20 protein-coding genes and 2 pseudogenes are annotated in these 26,003 nt (G+C 72.4%); 8 read left to right on the top strand and 14 right to left on the bottom strand.

Annotated features, from left to right (window positions below; genetic code table 11):
• Positions 1-44: 44 nt before the first annotated feature.
• From ACQ86L_RS10835 to ACQ86L_RS10825, 3 genes and pseudogenes are all read right to left on the bottom strand, one after another.
• Positions 45-1,115 (bottom strand): threonine aldolase family protein, encoded by a 1,071-nt coding sequence (locus ACQ86L_RS10835; protein WP_434315395.1) that lies wholly within the window; start codon positions 1,113-1,115, stop codon positions 45-47.
• A 61-nt stretch (positions 1,116-1,176) separates the two neighbouring features.
• Positions 1,177-1,814, bottom strand: a pseudogene (locus ACQ86L_RS10830) (SDR family NAD(P)-dependent oxidoreductase).
• An 83-nt stretch (positions 1,815-1,897) separates the two neighbouring features.
• Positions 1,898-3,343 carry a DUF6421 family protein gene (locus tag ACQ86L_RS10825; RefSeq protein WP_434315394.1) on the bottom strand — a complete coding sequence of 482 codons (1,446 nt, stop codon included), beginning with the start codon at positions 3,341-3,343 and terminating at the stop codon, positions 1,898-1,900.
• 195 nt (positions 3,344-3,538) lie between these two features.
• Here ACQ86L_RS10825 and ACQ86L_RS10820 point away from each other — a divergent pair, with 195 nt between their 5' ends.
• Positions 3,539-3,703 (top strand): hypothetical protein, encoded by a 165-nt coding sequence (locus ACQ86L_RS10820; protein ID WP_434315393.1) that lies wholly within the window; start codon positions 3,539-3,541, stop codon positions 3,701-3,703.
• Here the strand turns inward: ACQ86L_RS10820 and ACQ86L_RS10815 are convergent.
• From ACQ86L_RS10815 to ACQ86L_RS10795, 5 genes are all read right to left on the bottom strand, one after another.
• Complete coding sequence (locus ACQ86L_RS10815; protein ID WP_434315392.1) at positions 3,690-4,358, bottom strand: class F sortase; 669 nt, start codon at positions 4,356-4,358, stop codon at positions 3,690-3,692. The genes ACQ86L_RS10820 and ACQ86L_RS10815 overlap by 14 nt on opposite strands.
• A complete protein-coding gene (locus ACQ86L_RS10810) occupies positions 4,351-5,244 on the bottom strand; it encodes a class C sortase (RefSeq protein ID WP_434315391.1) in 894 nt (297 codons plus the stop codon). Before ACQ86L_RS10810 ends, ACQ86L_RS10815 begins: the two co-directional genes overlap by 8 nt.
• Complete coding sequence (locus tag ACQ86L_RS10805) at positions 5,241-6,818, bottom strand: SpaH/EbpB family LPXTG-anchored major pilin (protein WP_434318882.1); 1,578 nt, start codon at positions 6,816-6,818, stop codon at positions 5,241-5,243. Before ACQ86L_RS10805 ends, ACQ86L_RS10810 begins: the two co-directional genes overlap by 4 nt.
• Positions 6,763-9,852: a hypothetical protein gene (locus ACQ86L_RS10800; RefSeq protein ID WP_434315390.1), complete on the bottom strand. Its 3,090-nt coding sequence runs from the start codon at positions 9,850-9,852 to the stop codon at positions 6,763-6,765. Before ACQ86L_RS10800 ends, ACQ86L_RS10805 begins: the two co-directional genes overlap by 56 nt.
• 79 nt (positions 9,853-9,931) lie before the next feature.
• Positions 9,932-11,356: a sigma-70 family RNA polymerase sigma factor gene (locus ACQ86L_RS10795; protein WP_434315389.1), complete on the bottom strand. Its 1,425-nt coding sequence runs from the start codon at positions 11,354-11,356 to the stop codon at positions 9,932-9,934.
• A gap of 273 nt (positions 11,357-11,629) precedes the next feature.
• Here ACQ86L_RS10795 and ACQ86L_RS10790 point away from each other — a divergent pair, with 273 nt between their 5' ends.
• The 4 genes from ACQ86L_RS10790 to ACQ86L_RS10775 all read left to right on the top strand — a co-directional run bounded on the left by ACQ86L_RS10790 (position 11,630) and on the right by ACQ86L_RS10775 (position 15,079).
• Positions 11,630-12,394, top strand: a complete 765-nt coding sequence (locus ACQ86L_RS10790; RefSeq protein ID WP_434315388.1) for a DNA alkylation repair protein — start codon at positions 11,630-11,632, stop codon at positions 12,392-12,394.
• A gap of 7 nt (positions 12,395-12,401) precedes the next feature.
• Positions 12,402-13,298, top strand: coding sequence for an SDR family NAD(P)-dependent oxidoreductase (locus ACQ86L_RS10785; RefSeq protein ID WP_434315387.1), 897 nt, complete (start codon positions 12,402-12,404; stop codon positions 13,296-13,298).
• 129 nt (positions 13,299-13,427) lie between these two features.
• Positions 13,428-14,309 carry a hypothetical protein gene (locus tag ACQ86L_RS10780; protein WP_434315386.1) on the top strand — a complete coding sequence of 294 codons (882 nt, stop codon included), beginning with the start codon at positions 13,428-13,430 and terminating at the stop codon, positions 14,307-14,309.
• Positions 14,306-15,079 carry a hypothetical protein gene (locus ACQ86L_RS10775; protein ID WP_434315385.1) on the top strand — a complete coding sequence of 258 codons (774 nt, stop codon included), beginning with the start codon at positions 14,306-14,308 and terminating at the stop codon, positions 15,077-15,079. The genes ACQ86L_RS10780 and ACQ86L_RS10775 overlap by 4 nt, the downstream gene beginning before the upstream one ends.
• A 4-nt stretch (positions 15,080-15,083) precedes the next feature.
• Here the strand turns inward: ACQ86L_RS10775 and ACQ86L_RS10770 are convergent, their stop codons facing one another.
• The 5 genes and pseudogenes from ACQ86L_RS10770 to ACQ86L_RS10750 form a co-directional block, all read right to left on the bottom strand.
• Positions 15,084-16,094, bottom strand: coding sequence for a helix-turn-helix domain-containing protein (locus ACQ86L_RS10770; protein WP_434315384.1), 1,011 nt, complete (start codon positions 16,092-16,094; stop codon positions 15,084-15,086).
• Between the two features lie 96 nt (positions 16,095-16,190).
• A complete protein-coding gene (locus ACQ86L_RS10765; RefSeq protein ID WP_434315383.1) occupies positions 16,191-16,658 on the bottom strand; it encodes an SRPBCC family protein in 468 nt (155 codons plus the stop codon).
• 119 nt (positions 16,659-16,777) lie between these two features.
• Entirely contained in the window at positions 16,778-17,578 is an 801-nt protein-coding gene (locus tag ACQ86L_RS10760; RefSeq protein ID WP_434318881.1) for an ABC transporter permease, read from the bottom strand.
• Between the two features lie 93 nt (positions 17,579-17,671).
• Positions 17,672-18,703, bottom strand: coding sequence for an aliphatic sulfonate ABC transporter substrate-binding protein (locus tag ACQ86L_RS10755; RefSeq protein WP_434315382.1), 1,032 nt, complete (start codon positions 18,701-18,703; stop codon positions 17,672-17,674).
• A 106-nt stretch (positions 18,704-18,809) separates the two neighbouring features.
• Positions 18,810-19,663: pseudogene (locus ACQ86L_RS10750) on the bottom strand (ABC transporter ATP-binding protein).
• A 173-nt stretch (positions 19,664-19,836) separates the two neighbouring features.
• Here ACQ86L_RS10750 and ACQ86L_RS10745 point away from each other — a divergent pair.
• A complete protein-coding gene (locus ACQ86L_RS10745) occupies positions 19,837-21,150 on the top strand; it encodes an acyltransferase family protein (protein WP_434315381.1) in 1,314 nt (437 codons plus the stop codon).
• Between the two features lie 35 nt (positions 21,151-21,185).
• Here the strand turns inward: ACQ86L_RS10745 and ACQ86L_RS10740 are convergent, their stop codons facing one another.
• The gene (locus ACQ86L_RS10740; protein WP_434315380.1) at positions 21,186-22,031 is read right to left on the bottom strand and encodes an exodeoxyribonuclease III; all 846 of its coding nucleotides are present in this window, start codon (positions 22,029-22,031) and stop codon (positions 21,186-21,188) included.
• Between the two features lie 64 nt (positions 22,032-22,095).
• On the opposite strand from ACQ86L_RS10740, the gene pyrE reads away from it, so the two are divergent.
• Both pyrE and ACQ86L_RS10730 read left to right on the top strand, forming a co-directional pair.
• A complete protein-coding gene (gene pyrE / locus ACQ86L_RS10735; RefSeq protein ID WP_434315379.1) occupies positions 22,096-22,644 on the top strand; it encodes an orotate phosphoribosyltransferase in 549 nt (182 codons plus the stop codon).
• On the top strand, positions 22,644-25,991 hold the full coding sequence (locus tag ACQ86L_RS10730) for a hypothetical protein (protein ID WP_434315378.1): 3,348 nt from the start codon (positions 22,644-22,646) through the stop codon (positions 25,989-25,991). The genes pyrE and ACQ86L_RS10730 overlap by 1 nt, the downstream gene beginning before the upstream one ends.
• Positions 25,992-26,003 lie beyond the last annotated feature (12 nt).

Below are 26,003 nucleotides of genomic sequence, written 5' to 3'. Positions count from 1 at the left end.
CATCTTTGTACCCCGATCTGTCCCCAGTGAGGGGGTGGGGCCGGTCAGGCCGCCAGTTCGGCGACCAGGGCGGCGACGAAGTCGTCGATGTCCTGCTCCGTGGTGTCGAACGAGCACATCCAGCGCACCTCGTGGCGGGCCGCATCCCAGTCGTAGAACCGGAAGTGCTGCCGCAGCCGGTCCGCGACGCCGGCCGGAAGCGTGGCGAAGACGCCGTTCGCCTCGGTGGCCTGGCTGAACCCGACGCCCTGGATGCTGCCGTCTGCGATCCCCGCCTCCAGTGCGCCGCGCAGCCGGGACGCCATCGCGTTGGCGTGCGACGCCGAACGCAGGTAGAGGTCGTCGTGCAGCAGCGCGATGAGCTGCGCCGAGATGAACCGCATCTTGGACGCCAGCTGCATGTTGAGCTTGCGCAGGTAGAGCAGTCCCTCGGAGGCGGCCGGGTTGAGGACGACGACGGCCTCGCCGTACAGCATCCCGTTCTTGGTGCCGCCGAAGCTGAGCACGTCCACGCCGGCGTCGGTGGTGAACTCCTTGAGCGGCACGCCGAGGGTGGCGGCGGCGTTGGAGATGCGGGCGCCGTCCATGTGCAGCTTCATGCCGCGCGCGTGCACGTGGTCCGCGATGGCGCGGATCTCCTCGACGCTGTACGCGGTGCCGAGCTCGGTGGTCTGCGTGATGGAGACGGCGAGCGGCTGCGCGCGGTGCTCGTCGCCCCAGCCCCAGGCCTCCCGGTCGATGAGCTCGGGGGTCAGCTTGCCGTCCGGGGTCTCGACCGTCAGCAGCTTGAGGCCGCCGACCTTCTCGGGCGCGCCGGCCTCGTCGGTGTTGATGTGCGCGGTCTTGGCGCAGATGACCGCGCCCCAGCGCGGCACCATCGACTGCAGCCCGACGACGTTCGCGCCGGTGCCGTTGAACACCGGGAACACCTGGACGCCCTCGCCGAAGTGCTGCGCGAACACCTCGTGCAGGCGCTCGGTGTAGACATCCTCGCCGTAGGAGATCTGGTGCCCGTTGTTGGCGGCGGCGATCGCGTCGAGGATCTCGGGATGCACACCCGCGTAGTTGTCCGACGCGAAGCCGCGCAGGTTGAGGTCATGGAGTTGTAGCGTCACTGTTCCATCCTAGATAGCCCCACATTCGTGCCGAATGTCGCCTTTCGCTGCGCGAAAGTCACTATTCGGCACGAATGTCGAGCGCGATGCGGGTGCCGTTGAGGGTGGGGGCGTCGGTCGCCCAGAGGGCGACGACGTCGTCGGCGAGTTGCGCCTCGAGGCCGGCGAGGGTTTTGACGACGAACACGACGGCGGCCGACTGCGGCGCCTCTTTGCCGAGGCCCTGCGCGACCGCGCGCGTCCACGCGTCGGCCGCAGCCTTGGCCGCGGCGTAGTTCGCGCCGCCCGCGTACGGCTTGTCGACCGCCGTGGAGGACACGACGGCCAGCCGGCCGGCGGGGAGGCCACCAGATCGTCGTAGAAGACGCGCGTGGTGTTCCGCAGGGTCCGGAAGCCGCGGTCCAGGAAGTCCCAGTCCTCGTCGCTCTGCCCGGCGATGCCGCCACCGCCGCGCCAGCCGCCGACCAGGTGCACCAGGCCGTCGACCCGGCCGAACTTGAGGTGGATGCGCATCGCCAGCTCGGCCACCGCGTCGCGGTCGGCCAGGTCGCAGGCCCGGGTGTCGACGCCGGGGACGGCCTCCGCCAGTGCGTCCAGCGCCTCCTGCCGGGTGCCGACCGCGAGCACTGTCGCCCCGGCGGCCGTGAGCGCGCGCGCCACTGCCTCGCCGGACGCGCTGGTCGCGCCGGCGATCAGCACGAGCCGCCCGGCGACGCCGGTCGCCGACGCCGGCGCGGTCCCTTCGGGTGAGAACCGTGCCGGCGCCGAACCTTGCTGATCCGTCACGCCTCGTCCGTGGTTCCGGTGATGCCGGAGGTGGACTCGATGACGGCGGCCATCTTCTTGTTGAGCGCCTCGTAGAACATCGACAGGGGGAACTCGTCGTCCAGGACCGCGTCGGTGTACCCCTTCGGCGCTCCCGCCAGGATCTCGTCGGAAAGCCCGCGCGCCCAGTTGGAGGCCGGGTTGGGGGTGAGGGTCTCGGTGAGCATCGCGTAGGCGGCCAGCCAGTGCGCGACCTTCGGGCGGTCGATGGAGCGCCAGTAGAGGTCGTTGATCCGGTCGGAGAGGGCCACGACGACGTCGGGGACCTCGTCCCAGTCGATGGTCAGCTGGGTGTCGGTCCAGTGCAGCACGTCGTGCTGATGCAGCCAGGCGAACAGGAGCTGCCCGCCGAGGCCGTCGTAGTTGCGGACCCGGCTGCCGGTGATCGCGAACCGGAAGATCCGGTCGAAGATCACCGCGTACTGCACGAGCTTGGCGTGGTCGCGGATCTGCTTCTGCGGCTCCGACAGCTCCGACTCGGGCAGGGCGCCGAGCTCGCGCTCCAGCCGCACCGACTCGCGGAACGCGGTCAGGTCGCAGCGCAGCTCCTCCAGCGAGTAGAGGAAGAACGGCATCCGCTGCTTGATCATGAACGGGTCGAAGGGCAGGTCGCCGCGCATGTGGGAGCGGTCGTGGATGATGTCCCACATCACGAAGGTCTCCTCCGTGAGGCGCTGGTCCTCCAACATGAGGGCAGCATCCGACGGCAGCTCGAGCTTGGTGATCTCCGCGGCGGCGCGCACCACCCGGCGGTAGCGGGCGGCCTCCCGGTCCTGGAAGATCGCACCCCACGTGAACGACGGGATCTCGCGCATCGCGACCGTCTCGGGGAACAGCACGGCCGAGTTGGTGTCGTAACCGGGCGTGAAGTCCACGAAGCGCAGCGCGACGAACAGCTTGTTGCCGTAGTCGCCCGCCTCCAGCGCCGCGATGAACTCGGGCCAGATGACCTCGACCAGCACGGCCTCCACGAACCGGTTCGTGCTGCCGTTCTGCGTGTACATCGGGAACACCACGAGGTGGCCGAGCCCGTCGACGCGGTGCTGCTGCGGCTGGAACGCGTTCAGGGCGTCGAGGAAGTCGGGCACGCCGAAGCCCTCGTCCGCCCAGCGGCCGAAGTCGCGGCGCAGGGCTGCGAGGTAGTCGGCGTCGTGCGGGAAGAACGGGGCGAGCTCGGCGACGGCGTCGACGATCGTGGACGTGAGCTCGGCGGCAGCGGGCTTGTCGGACTCCTGCTCGACCGAGCCGTCCTTGACCTGCAGCGCCTGGAGGGCGGTCGCCGCCTCCTTGAGCCGCAGCCATGCGGGATGCGTCGCGACCTCGCGGACGGAGCGGGCGTCCTCGACGACCTCGGGCTCCCCGACAATGGCTCCTGCAGTGAACTGCGGGACGAATTGAGACATGACGAACCTCCCGTCGTACGATCGGCCGCGCTCGCGGCACCGCGATGGAACGCCGTTTCGGCGCTCCGATCCGAGCCTAACCGCGAACTCCGGGCGATTTCTTGACAGTTTCGCTGGAAACCTGCGCTGCAGAGGCTGATCGCGCACGAAAACGTCGCAGCGTCATGGCCGGCGCGCGCGCGGCTCTCTAACAGCATGACCGCACGCACCGACTCCATCGCCGTCCCGCACGTCGAGCGCATGCTCGCCTCCCGTTCCGGCGAGTGGATCCTCATCTCCTGCGACTGCCCCATCGGGGAGGACCACACCTACGCCGACTGGGTGGCGCGCTTCGGCGCTGCGGGAGTCACCGCGTCCTGACGAGCTGAGCCGTGACGACCAGGTTGTCGACCGACGCGGTCTGGGCAGGCGTCTGGAGGCACGTGAGCAGCACCAGCCGTCCGGGGACGTTCGCCCAGAGAGCGGCGTCGGTGTGGACGTCCGGCTTGTAGACCGTCTCCGAGCCCGTGACCCGGTAGTGGAGGCCGCCCACGTAGACGTCGGCGCCCACCGCGACCGACGCCGTCCCGGCCGTCAGGTCGGTCAGGTAATTCCCGGGGCACACCGCTCCGCCGCGGCACGAGTGCATCACGACGAAGACCGTCCCGAGACCGGCGTGGGCGAGCTGCGTGCCGTAGTTGCGCACCAGGTAGGCGGAGGAGAACGCAGGCGGGTCGATGACGCCGTCCACCTCGTTCAGCTCGCCGAGCGGCACAGTGAGCCCGGCGGACGGCACGCGCAAGGTCATCCCGGCGACCTGGGCGACCGCGTCCGTCCTCTGCTGCACGGCTCGCGACGGCGCCGGGAGGTCCACGGGGTTCCCGCGCATATCGGTGGGCCTGCCGCTGCCGCCGAGATACGCCGACATGGCGACGCCGCCCGCGACGACCGCCACCACGCACAGCAGCAGCGCGATGACGAGCCGCACCGGGCCGGGCCGGCGACGGCGCGCGACGGCGGCCGTCCGCCTACCCACGGCGCACCCGGGACCGGCCCGACCACCAGAGATAGCCGCCGCCCGCGACCACCGCGGCCGCGAACCCGCCGGCCCACCAGGGGAATCCGGGACCGGCGGCGGCCTCATGCCCGCGCGCGACCGCGGCCTCCGGGGTCGGCGTCACGCGCTCGCCCGTCACGAGGATGCGCCGGCTGTTGATCCCGAGCGGCGTGCAGGTGACGAGGGTGACGAGGTCCTTCCCCGCCACCGGGTCGAGCGTCCTGGTCTGGTCCGGGTCCACGACGGCGATGGTCGAGACCCGGTAGCTGAGCGTCTCGCCGAAGACGTAGAGCGTGAAGGTGTCGCCGTCGCGGACCCGGTCGAGGTCCGTGAACAGCGTGGCCGAGGCGAGGCCGCGATGGCCGGCGAGCACGGCGTGGGTGCCCGGGCCGCCGATCGGGAGGGACGTGCCTTCGAGGTGGCCGACGCCCTCCGCGAGGGTCGCGTCGCCGGTGCCGTGATAGATCGGGAGGTCCGCGCCGATGGACGGGATGACGATGCGTCCCATCAGGCCGTAGGCGTTCGCGGCCAGGAGCCGGTCGTAGTCGAAGCCCTGCGGCAACGCGGCGGCGGTGCCCACCGGCACGCGCTCGTTCGCCTTCACGGCGCCGCCGCCGGTGAGCGCGGAGTTGTACGCTGCGGCCTCCTCCAGTGCCCGGAGCCGGCTGGCGGGCCCGATGGCCGTCACCGCGTCGCCGTACTGCGCGAGCCGGGCGGCCTCCTGCGCGGAGCTGAACCAGCTCGCCGTCGCCGGGTAGAGCGCGACGCTCACCCCCAGGAGGCACAGCACGGTGACCGCCACCGACAGGGCGGAGAGCCGCCACCGTCTCCCGGTGGCGGCCCTCCCGTGCTGCGGGGACGTCACGCGGCCGGCCCCTCCTCACGGGCGCGGCGACGGACCACGAGGACCGCCGCGCCGACCGCGAGGGCGGCCAGGGCGAGGCCGCCGACGACGAAGACCGTCGTCCCGGTGGAGCCCGTCAACGGCAGCGCGATCGGCGGCGCCTGCGGGTCGGTGACCGTCACGGTCGGGTTCGCGCCGGCGCCGGGGGCCACCGTCTGCGCATACCCGCCCGCCGCCTGCGCGAAGGCGGGCGCGATCACGTACCCGGCCGGTGCCTGCGTCTCCACGAGGTAGTAGGTCAGGTCCGCGCCTGCGCCGTCGTTCTGCGCCTTGAGGCCGGCGATCGCCAAGGCGCCCGACGTGTCGGACGTGAAGGTGGTGGCGCCGTTCACCGCGACCGGGTTCGTCAGGCTCTGCGCGTCGGCCCGAGAGGTGAACACCTGGAACTGCGCACCGGTCAGCGCCTTCCCGTTCGGGTCGACCTTGCGGAGGCTCAGATCGCCCCAGGTGTCCTGCGCCGGGTTGGAGGGCGTGGTGACGGTCGAGCCCGACTGGGTCGCGATCGTCTGGTTCGCGACGTTCTGGATCGTCCCGCTGCCGACCGCGCCGACCACGGTCGGGATCGTGGCCGTGACGACCGCTCCCGGGTTGGCCGTGAGGAGGGCGAGACCGGAGGCGGTGAAGTCCACCGTGACGGTCTGGCCGGACACGGTGACGGTGTAGTCCGCCGCCGGCAGCGCGATCGCCGCGCCGGTCGAGGAGGCCAGGGACACCGTCACCGTCGCCGGCGCCGGCGGGGTCAGCCGGGCGTCCAGCGGGTCGGTCAGCGAGAACCGGGTGAACCCGTTCCCCGCGACCTGGTTCGGAACGGTGGACGCCACCCTCCAGGTGACCGAGGCGCCGAGGCCGTAGGCGCCGGTGTCATCGACCGCCTTGACCGGTGCGCCCTCCACGGTGTTCTTCGGGTACACGAACACGTTCGTCAGCCAGTTCCCGTCCTGCGGCAGCGGCAGCGTCACCAGGAACGGCGCGCCGAGCTGGGTGCCGGCCGGGGCGCTCGTCTCGGTGACCTCGTACACGGCCGGCGTGGAGGTCGTGTAGGTGGTGACGCCCGAGCCGCCGGTGGCCGGCAGGGCGGTCGCGGCGCCGGTCGTGTAGGTGGTGCCCCCGCCGACGACCTGGCCGGAGCCGTTCACCGTCAGGCCGCCCGCCGTGGTCCAGCCCGCGGGCGTCGTCAGGTCGACGCCGTTCACCGGCGCGACGCTGAACACCACCCCGGGGATCGGCGTGAGGGCGCTCGTCTGCGCGGTGCCGTTCGCGGGGGTCCCGCCGCCGGGGGATTCTGGAGTTTCGTGATCGTCAGCGTGTACGGGCCGCCCGGCGCGTTGCCGCCGGTCGTGTCCGCGCTCGCGGGGCCGGCGAACGCCGCCGCCCCCAGCAGGGCGAGGGCACCGACGCCGATCGCGGCGGTGAGTCTTCTCCTGATGATCATGGGTTTCCTGTTCTGTGGTCGGGCGAAGGAACGGGGGTCTGCAGCGTTCAGCGTGGGAGCCTGCGTATCCGGCGCCGGAGCTGCCAGATGGCCAGCACCGCAGCGGCGGCGAAGCTCCCGGTCGCCGCGAAGGCGATGACGTCGGTGCCGAGGCCTCCGGTGAGCGGCAGCACGATCGCCGGAGCGCCGGGCGCCTGCGCGTGGTACTGGTCGTCGGCGGTGACGGGCGCGCCGGTGAACGCGCCGGTTCCGGTCACGGTCGCGTCGTCGGCGTGGACGGCGTTGAAGCCGAGCGCGCTCAGCGTCGCGGTGCAGTGGACGGTCGCGCCGACGGCCAGCGGACCGGCCCAGTGGGTGCCGGCCGAGCCGTCCGGGAAGGCGCAGCTCAACCCGGTGACGGTCGCCGAGCCGGCGATGATCGCGTCGGTCACCGTGACGTTCTGCAGCGGCTCGCCTCCCGTGTTCGTCACGGTGAACGCCAGGCCGGTCGTCTTCGTCGCGTCGAGCGTCACCACGGTGGCGGCGGTCGGCGCGTGGTTCCCGGCGGCGTCGGTCTTCGTGATCGCGACGGCCGGCGGCGTCGCGACCCGGATGCCGACCTTCACCGGCTCGGCCGGGAGCAGCGGACCGCTCGGGCTGGAGGCGGCGTAGGCGAGCGAGTTCCAGGCGACCTGGCCGGGGATGGCCGACGCCGGCAGGTTCATCGCGTAGTCGACCTCCACCGTCTGACCCGGCTGGAACGTCAGCGCCGTGGCGTCGATGCGGACGGCGCGCACCTGCGTCCAGTCGGTCACCGCGGCGGCGGTCAGCCAGGTCGCGCCGCATCCCGCGGGTTGGTTCGGGTAGACCTCGGGGCGGCACGGGTTCGTGCTGAGCGAGTACGTCGCCGTCACCCCCGCCGGGAGCGTGAGCGCGCCCGCGAGCGTCGGCGGGAACTGGGAGCCGCGGGCGACAGCGCTCTGGCCTCCCGACACCCCGGTGTCACCGGCATACGGGAACACGTCGTAGACCACGAGGTCGGTGATCGGCGTGGAGCCGAGCGAGCCGATGTTGAGCCGCCACTGCGAGGTCCCCCCGGCCGGAGACGTGCCGACGGCGGGCGAGCCGGGGACCGAGAACAGGTACCGGCTGTCGAACTGACCCTTGACCTCCTTCTGGGCGCCCGCCTGCGCGGACGTCCCGGTCGCGAAGGACGCGCTCGACGTCGTGCCGTTGCTGGGGGTCGGGGCCCAGGTCGGGTCCGCGTCGTCCCAGACGCTCGCGGTGTTGGTCTGCGTCGTCGCTCCCACGCCGGGGTTCACGACCGTGGAGAACTGGATCGTGAAGGCCTGCTGCCGGTTCAGGATCGCGGTGGGCGGGAAGGAGAACGTCACGGTCTGCCCGCTCTGCGTCACCGTCATTCCGGCCGTCGCATAGGAGGGGTCGTAGACATAGGCCCCGGAGGCGCTGGTCACGACCGCGCTGCCCGGCACGTAGCTCACTCCCGCCGGAAGGGTGTCGGTGATGTGCACCGGGGCGTCGAGGTAGTGCGCGTCTCCGGCAGCGCCGGTGTTGGAGACGAGGAGGCTCCACGGCGCGACCTGACCGGAAAGCAGGGCGTTCGGCCCTCCGGCGTAGGACTTGCGGATCACCAGCGACGCGGCGGCGTTCTTGAAGTAGGCCACGGCGCACGACTTGTCCTTGTCGCCGGCGGTGGCCATCGGCGTCGGCGGCGCGTTCGTGATCGACCACTGAGCGCAGTTGGTCTGGGTCATCGGCACGTAGCCGTCGCCCGCGGTCAGATGGCCGTCCACGTTGATGTAGAGAGTCGTCCCCGGGCTGACGGCGTACGGGGGCAGCGCGATCGAGTAGCCCGCGATCAGCCAGCCGGCGGGAACGATGTACGGAACGGACGCGTCCGTTGTCTTCGTCACGGTCCGGGTCGTTCCGTCCGCGAGGAAGAACGTGAAGACCGACCCGGACGGGACGCTCTCGAACTGGGTGATCGTGAAACCGGGGGTGCGGCAGTCCTGCGGGAGCGAGTTGCTCAGCGGAGCGCTGTCGCACGGCGGGTAGTCGTAGAGCGTGCCTCCGATCGGAACCTGGCCGGTGTTCCTGACCTGGAGGTTCCAGTTGTAGTTGGCTGCCTTGAAGATCGCGCTCGTGGCCGCGATGTTCGGGGACACGGTCTTCGTGAAGAGGCCGGAGCCGGCCGAGGCGTTCGCGAACGTGTGCGTCACGCTCGCGGTCGAGGACACCGTGGTCGGGTCGGTGACGGTCGTCGCCGTGAGCTTCGCCGAGTTGGTCACCGTGCTGGTCGGGCCGAAGGTGCCGGCGGGATAGGTCACGTCGACGGTGGCGGCGATGGTGGCTGCCGACCCGCCCTGCCAGGTGACCGTGCCGGTCGCCGGGTCGTAGACGCCGCCGTTGGTGGCGCTGACGAAGACCGCCCCCGCGGGGAGGGTGTCCACCAGCGCGGCATCGGTCGTGTTCCAGTCGCCGGTGCCCGTGATGGAGTCGTTGAAGGTTCCCGTGATCTGGTACGCCGTGATCCCGTCGAGGACCGAGTTGCCCTGCAGGACCTTGGTGACGTTCAGCACGGGCTTCGCCGTGATCACGATCGGCGCCGCCGTGGCCGTCGCCGATGCGCTCGCCGAGTCGGAGCTGAACGTCGCCGTGGCCGCGAGCGTCGACTGGTCGGGCGTGGTGCCGGCGGCGGTCTTGCACGCGAAGGTCAGCTGACCGGACGCGCCGACCGGGATGCTGTTCCCGGCGCCGGACCCGATGAAGCCGGTGGAGGTGGGAGTGAAGTCGCCGTTCGCCGTCGAGCCGCCGGCCGTGCAGGTGATCGCGTGACCCTGCGGCGAGAGCTTGGCGACGTTGACGGTGATCACGGCGTCCGCGCAGGAGGTGACCGACGGGTCGACCGACGAGCACTGGTAGTTCACGGTCCACTGCGCGGTCGCGCCGGCCGGGATCGGAGTCGTGGCGGGCGTGATCGTCACCGAGAGGCTCGCAGAGCCGCCCGCGCCGAGCGCCGGGGTGCCCGCGACGAGGGCGACCGCGCAGACGAGGAGGGCGGAGACGAGCGCGGCGAGCCGGCGCACGGCGGACCGGCGCGCGGCGGCGTGTGCGGAGTGCAAGGTGGGCGCAGGCACGTCGGGGTCCTCCGAGGGTTCGGGTCATCGGGTGCGGACCAGCCGGGCGCGGATCGGGTGATCCCGACTGGTTCGCAAGTTAAGGAGCGATTTCACCTCTCGGCGTGACGTTGCCCGTCCTGTGAGTTCGCTGACCGTGCCGGTGGATGGGGCGTGCGGGGGTGTGCGCGACCGGTGGGGAAGATGCGGTCGGCACGGGAGTCGGAGTCGAAGTCGGGGTCGGGGTCGGCTCGGTGGTGGGGGCTGGGGTCGGGGTCGGGGTCGGGGTCGGGGTCGGGGTCGGGGTCGGGCTCGGTGTCGGCGTCGGCATCGGAGTCGGACGCGGGGTCGGCGGTGACGTCGGCTGCGCAGGGACCGCGGCGGGAGTCGGTTGCCCAGCGGTGGCGGCCGCGGCGGAGTCATCGGGCGTCGGTTGCGGAACCGGATCCCCCACCGACGCCGGAGGGGCGACGGGCTCGGGCGCCGGAGCTGGGCTCCCCTCGGGGACCGCGGCATCCGGAGCTCCGGGCGCGGCCGTCGCCGAAGGCCGCGCGAGGTCGGCCGCCGACGTCGCCACCGGCTCGCGCGGCGCGACGCCGAGTGAGACAGCCACGATCGAGGTCACTGCGACGACGGCCGCCCCTGCCACGACCGTCGACGACCCCCACATCCGCCATCCCGCTCTCGGCGCCGGCTCAGCGCTCGCCGACGCCCCCTCGCCACCTTCCGCACGGCCCGCATACGCCGCCGCCCCACCGACCCCGGCCGCCAGCGGCAGCACCACGAACCCGATATGCCGGTTCGCCTCCGCCGCCTCCGCCGCGACCACCCGGCAGTCCGCGCAGTCCTCCAGGTGCGCATCCAGGCGCCGCTGCACGCTCGCCGCCAGCCGCTTGCGCAGGCCGATGCCGAGGTGCTCGATCGCCCAGTGGTGCTCCGAGCCTTCCGGGACCGTCGCCAGGTGGGCCTGGATCCAGGCGGCCCGCAGCCCCTCCCGGGCCCGGACGGCCAGCGCCGCCACGGAGTTGGCGCTCATCCCGAGCAGCGGTGCGACCTCCCGCGGCGGCAGGTCCTCGACCTCCGTGTACCAGAGCACCTCCTGCCAGCGCGGCGGCAGCGCGCGGAAGGCGGTGGCCGCCAGCGAGCGGTCCAGGTCCGCGAGCCGGCTCGCCTCGGTGAACCGCAGGTCCTCGATCTCCTCGGCATGCTCGATCGCGATCTCGTGCGACGCCCGGCGGCCCCAGCTCGCCGCGGTGTTCCGGATCACCGTGAACAGGTACGGCCGGAAGCCGCTGGTGGGGCCGCCGCCGTCGGCGATCGCCGCGAACATCCGCGTGAACGCCTCCGACACCAGGTCGTCCGGGTCGAACGTGGTCGTGTACGAGCGCGCGACGGTCACGCCCGCGCGATAGTGCCGCTGCCACAGCTCGGCGTAGGCGCGCTGATCGCCGTCGCGGGTGCGCTCGACGAGCTGGCTGTCGGACAGGGCGTCGATGGAGTCCTTGCGGGCAGCGAGACGGGACACGGGCTCTCCAGGTCGGGACTGGTCGGCGTCGCCGGGAGACGGCCGTGTCAAAGAGAGCGCCCGGCGCCGATTCCATGACGAATCCCCTCGCCGGGGATTTCACCCCTCCGCCGCGTCATGGATTCCCGGAGGCCCGCTCTCTCACATGCCGGAACGTCACTCGTGCCGTCCGGTGCAGCTCGAGGGAGGCTGCTCGCGGGGTGCCGGCGCATTCGGGAAAGGCCGGGCACCCCGCGAACCCGCACCGTCCCCGGGAGCCCCTAGAGTGCTCTCGTGACCACGGACCAGACCGCCGCCGCCGTCAAGGACGCGCTGGCCGCCGTGGCCGACCCGGTCGACGCCGTCTTCCTCCAGCGCTTCTTCAAGACCGGCCCCGGCGAGTACGGCGAGGGCGACATCTTCGTCGGCGTGCGCGTGCCGCAGACCCGCGCGGTCGCGAAACGCTTCGCCGGGCTGCCGCTCCCCGAGATCCGCGTGCTGCTGGACAGCCCGGTCCACGAGCACCGGCTGGCCGGGCTCATCGTCCTGAATGCCGCCTTCGCCCGGGCGAGCGGCGTCCGCACCCGCGACGACGCCGAGCGGGAGCGGCTGGCCGCCTTCTACCTCCAGGCCGTGCGCGACGGGCGCGTGAACAACTGGGACCTCGTGGACGCCTCCGCCGAGTACGTGCTCGGCGCGTTCCTCCTCGACCGCCCGCGCGGGCTGCTGGCCGAGCTCGCCGCCCGCCCCGTGCTGTGGGAGCGCCGAGTGGCCGTGCTCTCCACCTTCGCGTTCCTCAAGGCGGGCGACGCGTCCACGACGCTGGAACTCGCGGCACGACTGCTGGACGACCCGGAGGACCTCATGCACAAGGCCGTCGGCTGGATGCTGCGCGAGACCGGCAAGCGGGTCGACCGCGCGCTGCTCACCGGCTTCCTGGACGAGTACGCAGGGCGGATGCCGCGCACGATGCTCGCCTACGCGACCGAGCACCTCGACGCTGCGACGAGGGCCGCGTATCGGGCTGTGCCTCGCCGGAGCCGAAGGGGCCTGAGATGATGGACGGATGGCGAGAACGGTTCGAGGCGCACGCGTCCTGATCACGGGCGCGGCCTCCGGCATGGGCCTCCTCTATGCGGAGCGCGCGGTCCGGGAGGGCGCCCGCCACGTCGTGCTCTGGGATCGCGACGAGGCCGGCCTCACGCGGCTCACCGATCGCCTGCGCGCCGAGGTGCTCGCGGGCCGCACCGTCACGGCCTGGGGCGCTCCGGCCGGGTCGCCGAGCTCGGCGCCCGGGGGCACGGCCACCGGGACGAGCATCCACCCGTACGTCGTCGACCTCCGCGAGCTGGGCGGCATCGCCCAGGCCGCACAGTCGGTTCGCAAGGAGCTCGACGGCGTGGACGTGCTCGTCAACAACGCCGGAATCGTCCGCGGCAAGTTCTTCTGGGAGCACGACAACGGCGACGACACCCGCGCGACCATGCAGGTCAACGCACTGGCGCCGATGTACACGACGCGGGAGTTCCTGCCCGGGATGATCGCGAGCGCCCGCGAGGCGCGCATCGTCAACATCGCCTCCGCCGCCGGCACCCTGGCCAACCCGCGCATGAGCGTCTACGCGGCGAGCAAGTCCGCCGTCATCAACTGGAGCGACAGCCTCCGCCTCGAGCTGGAGCAGCAGGGCTTCGGCCATGTGAAGGTGACGACCGTCGCGCCGAGCTACATCGACACCGGCATGTTCGAGGGCGCCCGCGGGCCGCTGCTCACCCCCATCCTCACCCCGGACTACGTGGTCGACCGGGTCTGGCGGGCGATGCTCGCGGGCAAGCCGGTCCTGCTGCTGCCGTGGTCGGTCGGTCTCGCGAAGACGCTGAAGGGTGTCCTCCCCACCCGCGCCTGGGACGCCGTCGGCCGGCTGTTCGGCGTCTACAGCTCGATGGACGAGTTCACCGGCCGCTGACGTGACGATCCGTGCCGGTCTCGCGGCCGGACATGGATATCCGTGCACCCGCGCGCCGCCGGGTCGCTGCGGTCGCCCAGCCTGGATGCGCGGGCCGAAACCGGGCCCGTTCGTTCGAAAGGCAACATCATGAAACGGATCGGTACACGGATCGGGTCGGCCCTGGCGTTCGTCATCGCGCTCGGCGTCGCACTCGGCGCGCTCACTGCGTCGGCACCCCGGGCGGAGGCCACCCCACGCGAGTTCTCGAACCTCCAGTGGGAGTCGACCCCCAACCTCCTCGCCGCGACCTACCGCCGCGTCGACCTCGACGTCGAGCGGATCGAGAAGGCCCACGAGGGGATGCACACTCCGCGGTTGAGGCATCCGGGCGGCCAGCCCGTCTGGGGCATCCCGTACTACTTCCTGGGTGTGGACCCGGCGACAGGGGGCTATCGGCCGGACAGCATCCTCGTCTGCATCGACGTTCTGCACGTCGACTACCAGGTGCCGGACGGGTCCGAGTACTTTGACCTCGCGTCCGTGGTCCCGGCGGAGACCGCGGTCCGCATCTCGCGGGTCCTCAACGCCGGCCTCCAGCTGGCGCAGGAGCGCGGCCTCTCGATCGCCACCGACGGCAGCAGGCCGCTGACCTTCAACACCGCCGAGGCGTCGGAGGTCATGCTCGCGGCGCAGATCGAGGCCTGGCACCTGTTCGCCAGGGACAACCTCCTGGAGCCGCTGCCCTATCTGGAGCGCGGCGACTTCTCCGTGGGCGGCGTCGACCTGCCGGCGCTCCACGCCGAGCTCGACGCGCTGCTCGCACGGTTCGAGGCGACCCCGGACTTCGCGTCCGCCCCCTCACGTTCGCCGACCGGGTCACCCTCACCGACGCCGACGTCCTCCGCGGTTTCACCCTGGAGGTCGACCCCGCCACGTCCACGCCCGGCTTCGACGACTACCTCGGGGCGACCACCTCGGCGGACGGCAGCCTCCACGTCACGAAGAAGAAGCCGCTCGACCAGCCGGTGACGCTCGGCTTCCGCAAGACGTTCACGCACGCCCTGGGCGGCGGCTCGCCGCTCGGCAGCGGGGTCCGCGCGGCGAACGACCAGATCAAGACGGTGCTCTCCAACCTGTTCGCGGCCGGCTTCGAGGTCCCGTTCGCGGAGGACTTCGGGCCGCTCGACCCGCCGCCGCAGGACCCGATGACGCAGCCCGCCGTCTCGATCGCCAAGGACGACGGCCGGACGATCGTGACCGCCGGCGAGCGGCTCGACTACGTGCTCGTCGCGGCCAACGTCGGTGACGTCCCCGCACCGGACGTGGTCGTGGTCGACCGGCTCCCGGAGCACCTCGACGTCGTGGAGTCCTCGGTCGCGCCGAGCGCGGCGTCGTCCGGCTCGACGCTCGTCTGGGAGCTCGGCGAGCTGGCTGTGGGGGAGCGGCGCGAGATCGTCGTCTCGGCGAACGTCCGCGCCGACGTCCAGCAGGGCACGTCGATCGTGAACACCGCGTCCATCACCGCGGACAGCGTCTGCGAGGACGACCGGGCGACGGGGGCGGTCTGCACCGACGACGACACCGACATCGTGGTCCCGCCGCTCGACCCCGGGACGGTCGACGCGGAGGGTGTGACCCCGGCGAGCTCGCAGGTCGCTGCTCCGGCCGGCTCGCTCGCGACCACCGGCGAGGCGCTCGCCAACGCCTGGAAGCTGGCGACGCTCGCCGTCCTGCTGCTGGTGACGAGCGGCATCCTCGCGCTCGGGCAGGCGCTGAAGCGCCGGTCGAGCCGGACGTAGCCGGCTAGAGCGGCACAGCGACGAGTGGCGGGTCCGCGCGCGGTCCCGCCACTCGTCCGCGCGCCGCGACTCCCGCGACGGAGGCGCGGAACTCGCGAGGCGAAATGGCGTACCGGCCGGTGAAGAGCCGACTGAAGTGCGCCGCGTCCTTGAACCCCCAGCGTGCGGCGACCTCGGCGATCCGGAGACCGCCGAACTCCGAGTCGGCCAGGTCGCTCCGGCAGCGCTCCAGGCGCCGCGCCCGCACCCAGGCGGCGACGGTGCTGTCATGCTCCCCGAAGAGCGCGTGGAGCTTGCGCACCGACATGAAGTTGGCGCTCGCGATCTCCGCCACCGAGAGGTCGGGCCGGGAGAGGTTCACCTCGATGTACTCGATGACCTGGTCGAGCTGGGACGCCCTTGCGCCGCTCTCGCGATCCTGCAGCGTCTCCACCACGACGGCGCCGAGCATCCCGACGGCGCCCTCGACCAGGCGCCGGCCCGCGCCGCCCTCCAGCCGGTGGGCGGTGCGGCCGAGCTGCACGGCGAGCGGATGGACGATGCCGACGAGGGGACGCTCCCGCTCGAACCGCACGGCCACCACGTCGTCCACGGTGCTCGCGGGCACCGACAGCGCGCGGTGCGGGATGCGCACGATGAGGCTCTCCCCGCCGTGGTCGAGCAGAAACGGCCGCTCGGCGGTGTACGCGGTGATGTCGCCGGCCCGCACCGAGGTTGCACGGCCGTCCTGCTCCAGCGTGCTTTCGCCGGTGAGCTGGACGTGGATCATCGTGTAGGCCCCGATTTCGCTCCCGCCCCGCTGGTCGGGCTGTTCGACCGTGTGCCGTGAGCCGCTGATGGCGTTGAGCGCGATGCCGCCGACGAGCGCGCCGCTCGCCCCCATGCGGAAGGTCTGCGACTCCGTGGTCGCGCAGAGCAACGGGACCGTCGTCTCGCTGAACCTGCGGCGCGTGTCGTCGTAGTCCATGAGCACCCGCGCGAATCGCCGATCCGGCGGATCCTCCCCAGGCTTCATGGCGGCGGTCCGTTCTCTCGCTCCCGGTCTCCCGACGATCGCCCGCCGTGAGATATGACATTCCTGGGGAGAGAACCTAGCAGAGCCGTGCAGGGGTCAGCCGAGGCCTCCCCGGTCGACGTCCTCGCGCCAGGCCCCCGTCTCCGCGGGCTGCGCCTCGATGAACTCCTTGAAGTTGCGCAGGTCCTTCTTGACGGCGTGGTCGTCCACGCCGAGCGCCGCGCCGACCTTCTCCAGCGCGTCGCCGGGCTGCCAGTCGAACTGCACGGTGACGCGCGTGCTGTCCGCGGAGAGGTGGTGGAACGTGACGACGCCCGCGTGGACGACGTCGCCGGCCACGCTCTTCCAGGCCACCCGCTCGTCCGGGTGCTGCTCGGTGATCACCGTGTCGAACTCCCGGGTCACGCCGCCGATCTTCACGCGCCAGTGGTTCGTGGTGGCGTCGACCTGGCGGATGTCCTCCACCTGGTCGAGGAAGTGCGGGAAGCTCTCGAACTGCGTCCACTGGTTGTAGGCGGTGGTGACGGGGACGTTCACGTCGATGCTCTCGGTCACTGCGGTCATGGGCCGATTCCTTTCCTCGATGCGTGCGGATTCGGCGCCGACGCTAGGCGGGATCGGGGGAGCGCGCGAGGGGGTCGACAGTCCGCCGGGATGGTGAGAGGGTGGCGGGCCCGGCGGGGTCATCCCCAGCGGCGGTTCGCCCACCGCTCGAACAGCCCGACCAGGGAGTCGGTCAGCTTGCCGAGGATCGCGAGCAGGATGATCGCGAGGAAGAGCCGGTCGGTGCGCCCGTTGTTCTGCGAGTCGCTGAGCAGGAAGCCGAGCCCCATCGAGGAGGCGATCAACTCCGCGGCGACGAGGAACAGCCACGCCTGGGCGAGCGCGAGCCGCAGACCCGACACCACCGACGGCAGCACGGACGGCAGCTGCACGGTCGTGAACAGCCGCACGCCGCCGAGGCCGAACGCGCGCCCGGCCTCCACGAGCTGCCGGTCGACGTGCCGGAGGGCGGCGGCGACGGTCGTGTAGACCGGGAAGAACGCGCCGATCGCGATCAGGATGATCTTGGAGTCCTCGCCGATCCTGAACCACAGGATCAGCAACGGCACCCACGCCAGCGACGGCACCGCCCTGATCGCGCCGAGCGTCGGGCTGAACAGGATGTCGCCGAGCCGCGACAGACCGACGATCGCGCCGAAAAGCAGCCCGAGCGCCGCGCCGAACGCGAAGCCGATGAGGACGCGCTGCGTCGAGATCGCGATGTAGAGGCCGAGCAGGCCGCGTTGCGCGAGGTCGACGCCGGCCTGCACGACCATCGCGGGCGTCGGGAGCTGGGAGGAGGAGAACGCACCGGAGGTGGAGGCGACCTGCCAGACGAGGAGCAGCGCGACCGGGATCAGCGCGCCGCCGACCACCCGCACCGAACGGCGCGAGAGGAACGGCACGCGCGGCGACGCCTCCCGCGGCGACGCGTCTCGCAGTGTCTGGCGCGCGACGGAGGTGCCGCCCCTGGCCCGCCGACCACGATCAGCGGGCCGTCCCCGTCCGGCGCGTTCTGGTACGTCATCCCGCGCTCAACCGCCGATCGCGCTCGGGTCGGCCTTCTTCGCGAAGGTCGGGTCGAGGAGGCTGCCGAGTGCCTTGTCGATGTCGGCCTGCGTGCGCACGTCGCCGGACTCCACGAAGATCGGGCCGACCTTCTTCAGCACCGCGAGCTGCGCCGGGCCGGGGACGTTCGAGACGCCCAGGTTGGTGCGCTCGGTGATGACCGTGGTCGCCACCGTCGGGTCGATGCCGGCGACGTCCGCGAGGATCTTCGCCGTCTCGTCCGGGTGCTTCAGCGCCCAGGCGCGCGCGTACTCGTAGGTGTCCACGACCGTCTGCGCGACGTCCGGCTTCGAGGAGAGGAAGGACTCCGTCGCGTTGAGGAATCCGTAGGTGTTGAACTTCACGTTCCGGTAGATCAGCTTCGCCCCGGCCTTCTGGGCGTTCGCCATGATCGGGTCGAGCCCGCTCCAGGCCTGCACCGAGCCGTTCTGCAGCGCTGCCCAGCCGTCGGCGTGCTGGAGGTTCTGGATGGTGACGTCGCTCGCCGACAGCCCGTTGGCCTCCAGCGCCTGCAGCAGGAAGAAGTAGGGGTCGGTGCCCTTGGTCGCCGCGATCTGCTTGCCCTTGAGCTCCGTCACCGACGTGATCGGGGAGTCCGGGCCGACCACGAGCGCCGACCACTCGGGCTGCGAGAAGATGTCGATCGTCTTGATCGCAGACCCGTTGGCGCGGGCGAGCAGTGCGGCGGAGCCCGCCGTGGAGCCGACGTCGATCGCGCCGGAGCGGAGCGCTTCATTGGCCTTGTTGGACCCCGCCGACTGCACCCAGTTCACCGTGATGTCCTGCTTCTTGAGCGCCTTCTCCAGCCAGCCCTCCTTCTTGATGACCAGGCTGAGCGGGTTGTAGGTCGCGAAGTCGATGTTGAGCGTCCCGCCCTTCGTGACCCCGGCGGTGGAGCCGGAGGCCGCGCCCTCCCCGGCGACGCAGCCGGAGAGCAGGAGGGCGGCCGCCGCGGTGAGCGCGGCGACGGCGGTGACGATCGTGGGTCTGCGGTGCATGCTGGGTGCCTCTCGTGTCTGGTGATGCCTGGGTGGCGGCTCGCGCTGTGGTTCGAGCCTTCCGGATGCGCGGACGGACCGGACGCGATCCGGTGAATCTGTGGAATCAGTAGGGGAAGACCGGGATTGTGGAGGACTGATGGTCGTCCAGCGCCCTCCCGTGCCGGTCGATCCCGAGCCCGTCGAGCAGTTCGGCCCGGAGCTCGGCGAGCGCTGCGGAACCCCGGTCGCGCGGCCGTGCGCCGGGGACCGTGACGACGCGACGGATGGTCGCGCCGTCACGGCCGTCCTCGCGGCCCAGCAGGATGACGCGGTCGGCGAGCTGAAGCGCCTCGTCGACGTCGTGCGTGACGAGGAGGATGGTGGCGGGATTCGCGGCGTGGACGTCGAGGAGCAGGTCCTGCATCCGCAGCCGGGTGAGCGCGTCGAGCGCCCCGAACGGCTCGTCCAGCAGCAGGACTCCCGGGTTCCGGGCCAGGGCCCGCGCGAGGGAGGCGCGCTGCGCCATCCCCCGGAGACCTCCCGCGGCCGCAGCGAGGCCGACGCCTCCAGCCCCACGAGCTCCAGCAGCCTCCCGACCCGCTCGCGCCCGTCGGCCCGGTCGAGCCCACGCGGCAGCCCGAGGGCGACGTTGTCGGCGAGCGACCGCCACGGCAGCAGCCGCGGCTCCTGGAAGCCGACGGCGCACCGCCCGTCGATCCCCGCGACGGGCGACCCGTCGATCAGCGCGGCCCCGGCCGTGGGCGAGTCGAGGCCGCCCGCGATGCGAAGGAGCGTCGACTTGCCGCACCCGCTGGCGCCCAGGATCGCGACGACCTCCCCGGCCGCGACGCTCAGCGACACATCCCGCAGCACGGTCCTCGCGGCGGGAGCGGCCCCGCGCCGCCGAGGCCCGGCGAACGCCCGCCCGACCCCGACGAAGTCGACGGAGAACGTGGACGCGAAGGAGGCGGATGGCATGGTCCCTCGACGCTATCGACAGCGGCCCAGCGGCTGCTCGCGGGTGCGCAATGCGGCGTAACGAACAGTTTTGCGAGGTGGGCCGCATGCCGCTTTCTTACGTGCCAGCACGGTTCCCCCACCCTCTCCCCGATCCCTAGTGTGAATCAACGTCTTGCATTGGGATTGGAAATATGAGCCTGGCCACCAGCACCCCGCGCCCCTCCATCGACCTCACCCGCCGCGACCTCGCCGTCGATCTCGTCCGCGTGTGCTGCGTGCTCGTCGTCGTCACCGCCCATCTGCTGATGGTCGGCGTCGGTTTCGGCGCGGACGGCGCGCTGGAGATCTCCAAGCCGCTCACCGAGCAGCCCTGGTTCGCCGCCGTGTCCGTCTTCGGCCAGGTGATGCCGCTGTTCTTCGCGCTCGGCGGCTTCGCCGCCATCACCGGCTGGCGCTCCCTGCGCGCGCGGGGCGGCGACGGCGCCGACTTCCTCCACGCCCGGCTCATCCGGCTCGTGCGCCCGACCCTGCCGGTCTTCGTCTTCTTCACCGTCGCGCTGTGGGGCGCGCGCGGGCTCGGCGCACCGGAGGACGTCATCGCCGGGGTGGCGGCCGGCGTCGGGACGCCGCTCTGGTTCCTGGCCGCGTTCCTGCTGTGCCAGTGGGCGGCGCCTCTGATGATCCGGCTGCACGAGCGCGCGCCCTGGCACACCCTGGTCGGTCTCGCCGGCGCGGCCACCGCCGTCGACCTGTTCCGGCTCGGCACCGGCGTCGCGATGGTCGGCCTGATCAACCTGGCGTTCGTCTGGCTGTTCGCGCAGCAGCTCGGTTTCCTCTACGCCGACGGCGTCTTCTTCCGGATGCGGCGCCGGTGGCTCCTCGCGCTGGCCGCCGCTGCCGCCTCCCTCACCGTCGCGGGCGTCGCCGGTGGTGTGTACTCACCGGACATGCTCGCCAACCAGTACCCGGCCGTGTTCGCCATCGGCCTGCTCGCGATCGTCCAGCTCTGCGGGCTCGTCCTGGTGCACCCGGCGCTGACCGCGCTGATGCGCACTCGGCCGGCTCGCGCGCTCACGTTCGTGGTCGGCAGCCGGCTGATGACCGTCTACCTTTGGCACCTGACCTGCATCATCGCGATCACCGCAGTCTGCCTTTTGGTCCCGGGATGGCATCCCGCCCCCGGCAGCGTGGACTGGTGGGCGAGCCGCCCGCTCGTCCTGGTCGCCGCGTTCGCGCTGGTGCTGCTGCTCTCGCTCGCCGTCGCCCGGTTCGAGCGGGGTCCGCGCCCGCTCACCGCCACCGAGCGACGGGCGCCCGCCTGGCGCGTGCAGCTGGCGACGTTGCTCGCGTTCGTCCCGCCGTTCGTCATCCTGATCCACGGCCTCGACCCGACGCTCGCCCTGTTCGGCCTCAGCCTCTACTCCTCGGCCCTGATCCTCATCCGCCCGGACCGCGTCGCCACCGGACGAACCACGCGTGGAGGAGGATCGGACCGCCGCGGATAGTGCGAGCAGCACCCCGCGCGATCAGCGCGTCGAGCTCACCAGATCATCGGCCGGTCGTCGTCGTCCTCCTCCGTCGCGACCTCCGCCAGGTCGACCAGCACGGGCACGTGGTCGCTCGGTGCGTCGCCCTTGCGCTCGTTGCGGTGGATGCTCGCGTCCGTCACCCGGTCGGCGAACGTCGGAGAGCCGAGGATGAAGTCGATCCGCAGCCCCTCGTTGCGCGGGAAGCGGAGCTGCTTGTAGTCCCAGTACGTGTAGCCGTCCGGCACGATCGGCCGCACGACATCCGTCAGGCCGGCCTTCTCGAACGCGGCGAACGCCGTGCGCTCCGGAGGCGAGATGTGCGTGGATGCGCCGGGGATCAGGCTCGGGTCGCCGACGTCGGAGTCCAGCGGCGCGACGTTCCAGTCGCCCATCAGCGCGAGCTGCTGGCCGGGGTTCTCGGTCAGCCAGCGCTGCGTGTCCGCCGCGAGGGCGGCCAGCCAGTCCAGCTTGTAGACGTAGTGCGGGTCGTCGAGGGAGCGGCCGTTCGGGACGTACAGGCTCCACAGCCGCACCCCGTCGACCGTCGCGCCGATCGCGCGGGCCTCCTTGGGGAGGTCGGGGCCGTCGTGGTCCTTCAGGAACCCGGGCATATCGGGGAAGCCGATCTCGACGTCCTCGATCGGCAGCCGGGCGGCGATCGCGACGCCGTTCCACTGGTTGAGGCCGTGCAGGACGACCTCGTACCCGGCCGCCTCGAACGCCTCGTAGGGGAACTGCTCCGGCTTGCACTTGATCTCCTGCATGGCCAGGACGTCCACGTCCTCCCGGACCATCCAGTCCACCACCCGGGCGACTCGGGTGCGGATGGAGTTCACATTCCAGGTGGCGACGCGCATGCCCCGATCGTATCGGGGACCGCCGACCTGCTTGCCGGAACGGGTTAACCGTAGAATGTCAGACGTGACGGACGCACGACAGCAGCTCATCGACTTCATCTCCGCCGAGGCGGTCTTCCACGGGGACTTCACGCTGACCAGCGGAAAGAAGGCCACCTACTACGTCGACCTGCGCAAGGTGAGCCTCGATCACCGGGTCGCGCCGCTGATCGGCCAGGTCATGATCGACCTGATCGCGGACGTGCCGGACGTGGTCGCGGTCGGCGGGATGACGATGGGCGCCGACCCCGTCGCCGCCGCGATCCTCCACCAGGGAGCGGCCCGCGGGCTCGCGTACGACGCGTTCGTCGTCCGCAAGGAGCCGAAGGACCACGGCCGCGGCAAGCAGGTCGAGGGCCCGGACCTCGAAGGCAAGCGTGTGATCGTCCTGGAGGACACGTCCACCACCGGAGGCTCCCCGCTGAAGGCCATCGAGGCCCTGGAGAAGGTCGGCGCCGAGATCGCCGGCGTCGCCGTGGTCGTCGACCGCGACACGGGTGCGCGCGAGGTCATCGAGTCGGCCGGCTACCCGTACTTCGCCGCCATCGGCCTCGAGGATCTGGGGCTGGCGTAGTGGCGGAACACCGCGAACCCCCGGCGGGGGAGGAGCCGGGCCCGGAGCAGCCGACCGAGCCGGAGGTGGGGAGCTCGGAGTGGTTCCTCGCACAGCTCAGCGGCGGGCGGCCGTTGACCCGGCCGCGGGCGGCGGGTGCCGAGGGTGAGCCGGAGTCTGCGTCCCCGGATGCTGCGCCTGCGTCGCCCGAGCCCGCCGCGTCCCCGGTGGAGCCCGCGGCGCCGGCCGAGCCTGCCGATTCCACGTCGCTCTGGCCGTTCACCGCGGAGAGTCCGGCCGCCGACGAACCCGTGCCCCCGGCTGAGCCTGCCGCGCCCGCCCCGTCCGCTCCTGCGCCCGCGTCCCCGTTCGAGGACCTCCTCCGAGAGCCGGCCGCTCCCGAGCCCACCGCCGACGAGAGCGCCGCCCGGGTCCCCGAGGCGCCGCCCATCGCCCCGACCGTCCCCGGCTTCACCTGGAACCTGACGTCCCGCGACAGCCCGGAGCCTGGTGAGCCATCCCTGTTCGGCGAGGACGGGGCCGCTGTGGACGAGGACGCCGGCGACGACGCTCCTCCCGTCCGCCGCTCCAACTTCGTGGAGCCGACCCCCTCGCAGCCGACCCCGGTCACCCCGGCGGCCCCGGAGTCCGGGGCGGAGCCGACTTCTGCGGCGGCGCCCGTGCCGGGCGCGATGCCGGAGCCGACCGCCGCGACACCGCTGGAGCCGGTAGTCCCGGTGCTGGGGACGCCCGCCGTGACGCCCGAGCAGTCGCTTGCCGCGACGCCGGAGCCGCCCGCCGCGCCGAGCGAGCCGGCCCCGCCCACCGCCGCGCCGCCGACTCAGCCATTCGAGCCGAGCGGCTTCGTGGCCGCGCTCCGCATGCCGCAGCCTCCCGAGGTCGGCGACCGCTTCTCCGGTCCCGAGGACGTTCTGGAGCCGACCGCCGCGGACCAGGCCGTCCCCGGCTTCGCCACCCACGAGCCCGCAGCCCCCGAACCCGCAGCCCCCGAACCCGCAGCCTCCGACGTCGTGGCCTCCGGACCGGCTGTGTCCGAGCCTGCAGCGTTCGACCCGAGCGCTGCCGAGCCCACCGCCACCGCGCCCGCGGCGTCCGACCCCACCCCGACCGGCCCCATCGAGGGCCACGGGCTGGCGGCCCTGCTCGGGATGTTCGAGGAGGAGCGCCCTGCTCCGCGTCCGCTGCTCGGGGACACCACGGGCATCATCCCGATCCAGGCGGCTCCGCTGACACGCAAGGACGCGCTCCAGGCCGAAGCCGACGCTCAGGCGCAGGCTGACGCGGGCGCACAGGCGCAGGTGGAGGAGCAGGCCGAAACGGATGCCCAGGCGCAGGCGATAGCCGAGGCGCAGGTGCAGGCTCAGGCCGAGGCGCAGGTGCAGGCGCAGGCCGCGGCGCAGGCGCAGGCCGCCTCGCAGGCTGAAGCTGCCGCGCAGGCTGAAGCTGCCGCGCAGGCGCAGGCCGCCGCGCAGGCGCGGGCCGAGGCCGCCGCACAGGCTGAAGCTGCCGCACAGGCTGAAGCTGCCGCACAGGCTCAGGCCGCGCAAGCGCAGGCCGAAGCCCAGGCACAGGCCGAGGCCTCCCAGCGCGCCCGTGACGAGGAACAGGCCGCAGCAGCGCGTGCCGAGGCCGAGGCGCAAGCACGCGCCTGGGCGGCGGCCGGCGGTGCCGGCGAATCCCGCGATGTCGCTCCGACCCCGCCTCCCCTCGTGGAACCGGGCGCCGCGCCGGCCGCCTACGACGGGGCCGCCCAGACCGAGGCGGTCCTCGGCGCGCCGCCGTCTCCCGCGACCAGCCCGTTCGACGCGGAAGCGCTCGCTGCGGCCTCGGCGGCCGGGCCGGAGGTCTTCGCGCCCGTCCCCGACTCGACACCGGTGGGTGCCGACCTTCCCTCGTCTGAAGCCGCAAACGAGCCGGACGCCGACGAGGAGCAGGACGGCATCGCCGCGCTCTTCGGCGACTTCAGCCGTGACGAAGAGCCCGAGGACGCCCGCGACGGCGCCGACCACGCCCAGCGCCCGGCCGCCGCGGCCCCCGGCCTCGCCTCGTCCGCCGAAGCCGCCGAAGCCGCCGACCAGGCTCTGCCTGCGCCACTCGATCAGGCGCCTGAGACTGAGCGTGCGCAGCCGTCACCCTTCACCGAGCCGTCCCCGTTCGGCGAGTCCAGCGGACTCGATGCGCCCGCTCCCTCGGGTGAGCCCTCGCAGTCGGCCGACCACGCGCCGGCGCCGGGCGGGGCCGACGGGCTGCTCCCCGCCTCCGCCCTGGGGATCGACGCCATCCTCTTTCCCGAGCTCGCGGCCGAACAGCAGCCGGAGGCTCAGCCGGAGTCCGACGCACTGCCGCGGCACGAAGCCGCAGGCCATCCCGCCACCCCGGCCTCACAGGACTCCGCAGGGTTCGCATTCGACGAGCCGTCGGCCGGGCTGGAGGGTCCGCAGGTCGGCTCCGGGACGGGCGGATTCGACGCCCTCCTGACGCCGACGGTGGCCTTCGACGCCCTGGACACGCCGACCGTCGCATTCGACGCCGCCGCGGCGGCCCGAGACACGACTCCGCCCAGCGACGCTCAGCCGACGTCCGGTTCTGATTCGGCTGCCGCTGGCGCCGCTGCCGCCGGCGCCGCTGCCGCCGGCGCCGCTGCCGCCGCTGCCCCTGCGGCAGACGCCGCTACCGCCGGGGCCGCTCCCGCGTCGCCCCCCACCTCCACCCCACCAACACCCCCCGCCCCTCCCGCGTCCCCGCGACCCCCCATCAACCGCCGCCTCTTCCTGATCCTCGGCGTCCTCGCGGTCCTGCTCGTCCTGGTCGGCCTGTTCGCGCTCGGCACCCGCCTCCCGTCGCTGTTCGGCGCGTCCGCCGGCACCCCCAAAACCTCGGCGTCCGCGACCCCATCGCGGACCCCGACGCCGACGCCCACACCGACCCCCACGGTCAGCCCGAAGCCCGCAGCGGCGGTCGGGCCCGGCACCCACGCGTGGGACACGCTCGGCGGCGGCGAGTGCGTCCAGCCGTACACAGGTCCGTGGGCGGAGACCTTCACCGTCGTGGATTGCACGGCCGGGCACTCCGCCCAGCTCGTCTACACGAACCTCATCTCCGCCGACCCCGCCGCGCCCTACCCGGGCACCGACGCGCTGGCGCAGCAGATCAACACGCTGTGCACGGCCACCGGCGTGATCGACCTGAACGCCGCCGCCGCGTACCCCGACCTCCAGGTCCAGGGCGCGTTCCCGGCGACCGAGGCGCAGTGGAAGAGCGGGCAGCGGTCCTACTACTGCTTCGCGAACCGCTCCAGCGGCCAGCCGCTGACGTCGTCGGTGGCGGGGCCCGGTCCGACCGGCTGACGGCCGCGCCGG

Source organism: Leifsonia sp. P73 (assembly GCF_051059105.1).
GTDB lineage: Bacteria > Actinomycetota > Actinomycetes > Actinomycetales > Microbacteriaceae > Leifsonia.
Note: the sequence above shows the minus strand (reverse complement) of the source record. Positions and strands in the feature narration are given on the sequence as shown.

Excerpts from the sequence above, each read along its gene's own strand:
- ACQ86L_RS10785 (WP_434315387.1), top strand. The coding sequence starts at position 12,402 with ATGGCGAGAACGGTTCGAGGCGCACGCGTCCTGATCACGGGCGCGGCC.
- ACQ86L_RS10765 (WP_434315383.1), bottom strand. The coding sequence starts at position 16,658 with ATGACCGCAGTGACCGAGAGCATCGACGTGAACGTCCCCGTCACCACC.
- ACQ86L_RS10745 (WP_434315381.1), top strand. The coding sequence starts at position 19,837 with ATGAGCCTGGCCACCAGCACCCCGCGCCCCTCCATCGACCTCACCCGC.
- ACQ86L_RS10770 (WP_434315384.1), bottom strand. The coding sequence starts at position 16,094 with ATGAAGCCTGGGGAGGATCCGCCGGATCGGCGATTCGCGCGGGTGCTC.
- ACQ86L_RS10780 (WP_434315386.1), top strand. The coding sequence starts at position 13,428 with ATGAAACGGATCGGTACACGGATCGGGTCGGCCCTGGCGTTCGTCATC.
- ACQ86L_RS10825 (WP_434315394.1), bottom strand. The coding sequence starts at position 3,343 with ATGTCTCAATTCGTCCCGCAGTTCACTGCAGGAGCCATTGTCGGGGAG.
- ACQ86L_RS10820 (WP_434315393.1), top strand. The coding sequence starts at position 3,539 with ATGACCGCACGCACCGACTCCATCGCCGTCCCGCACGTCGAGCGCATG.
- ACQ86L_RS10755 (WP_434315382.1), bottom strand. The coding sequence starts at position 18,703 with ATGCACCGCAGACCCACGATCGTCACCGCCGTCGCCGCGCTCACCGCG.
- ACQ86L_RS10740 (WP_434315380.1), bottom strand. The coding sequence starts at position 22,031 with ATGCGCGTCGCCACCTGGAATGTGAACTCCATCCGCACCCGAGTCGCC.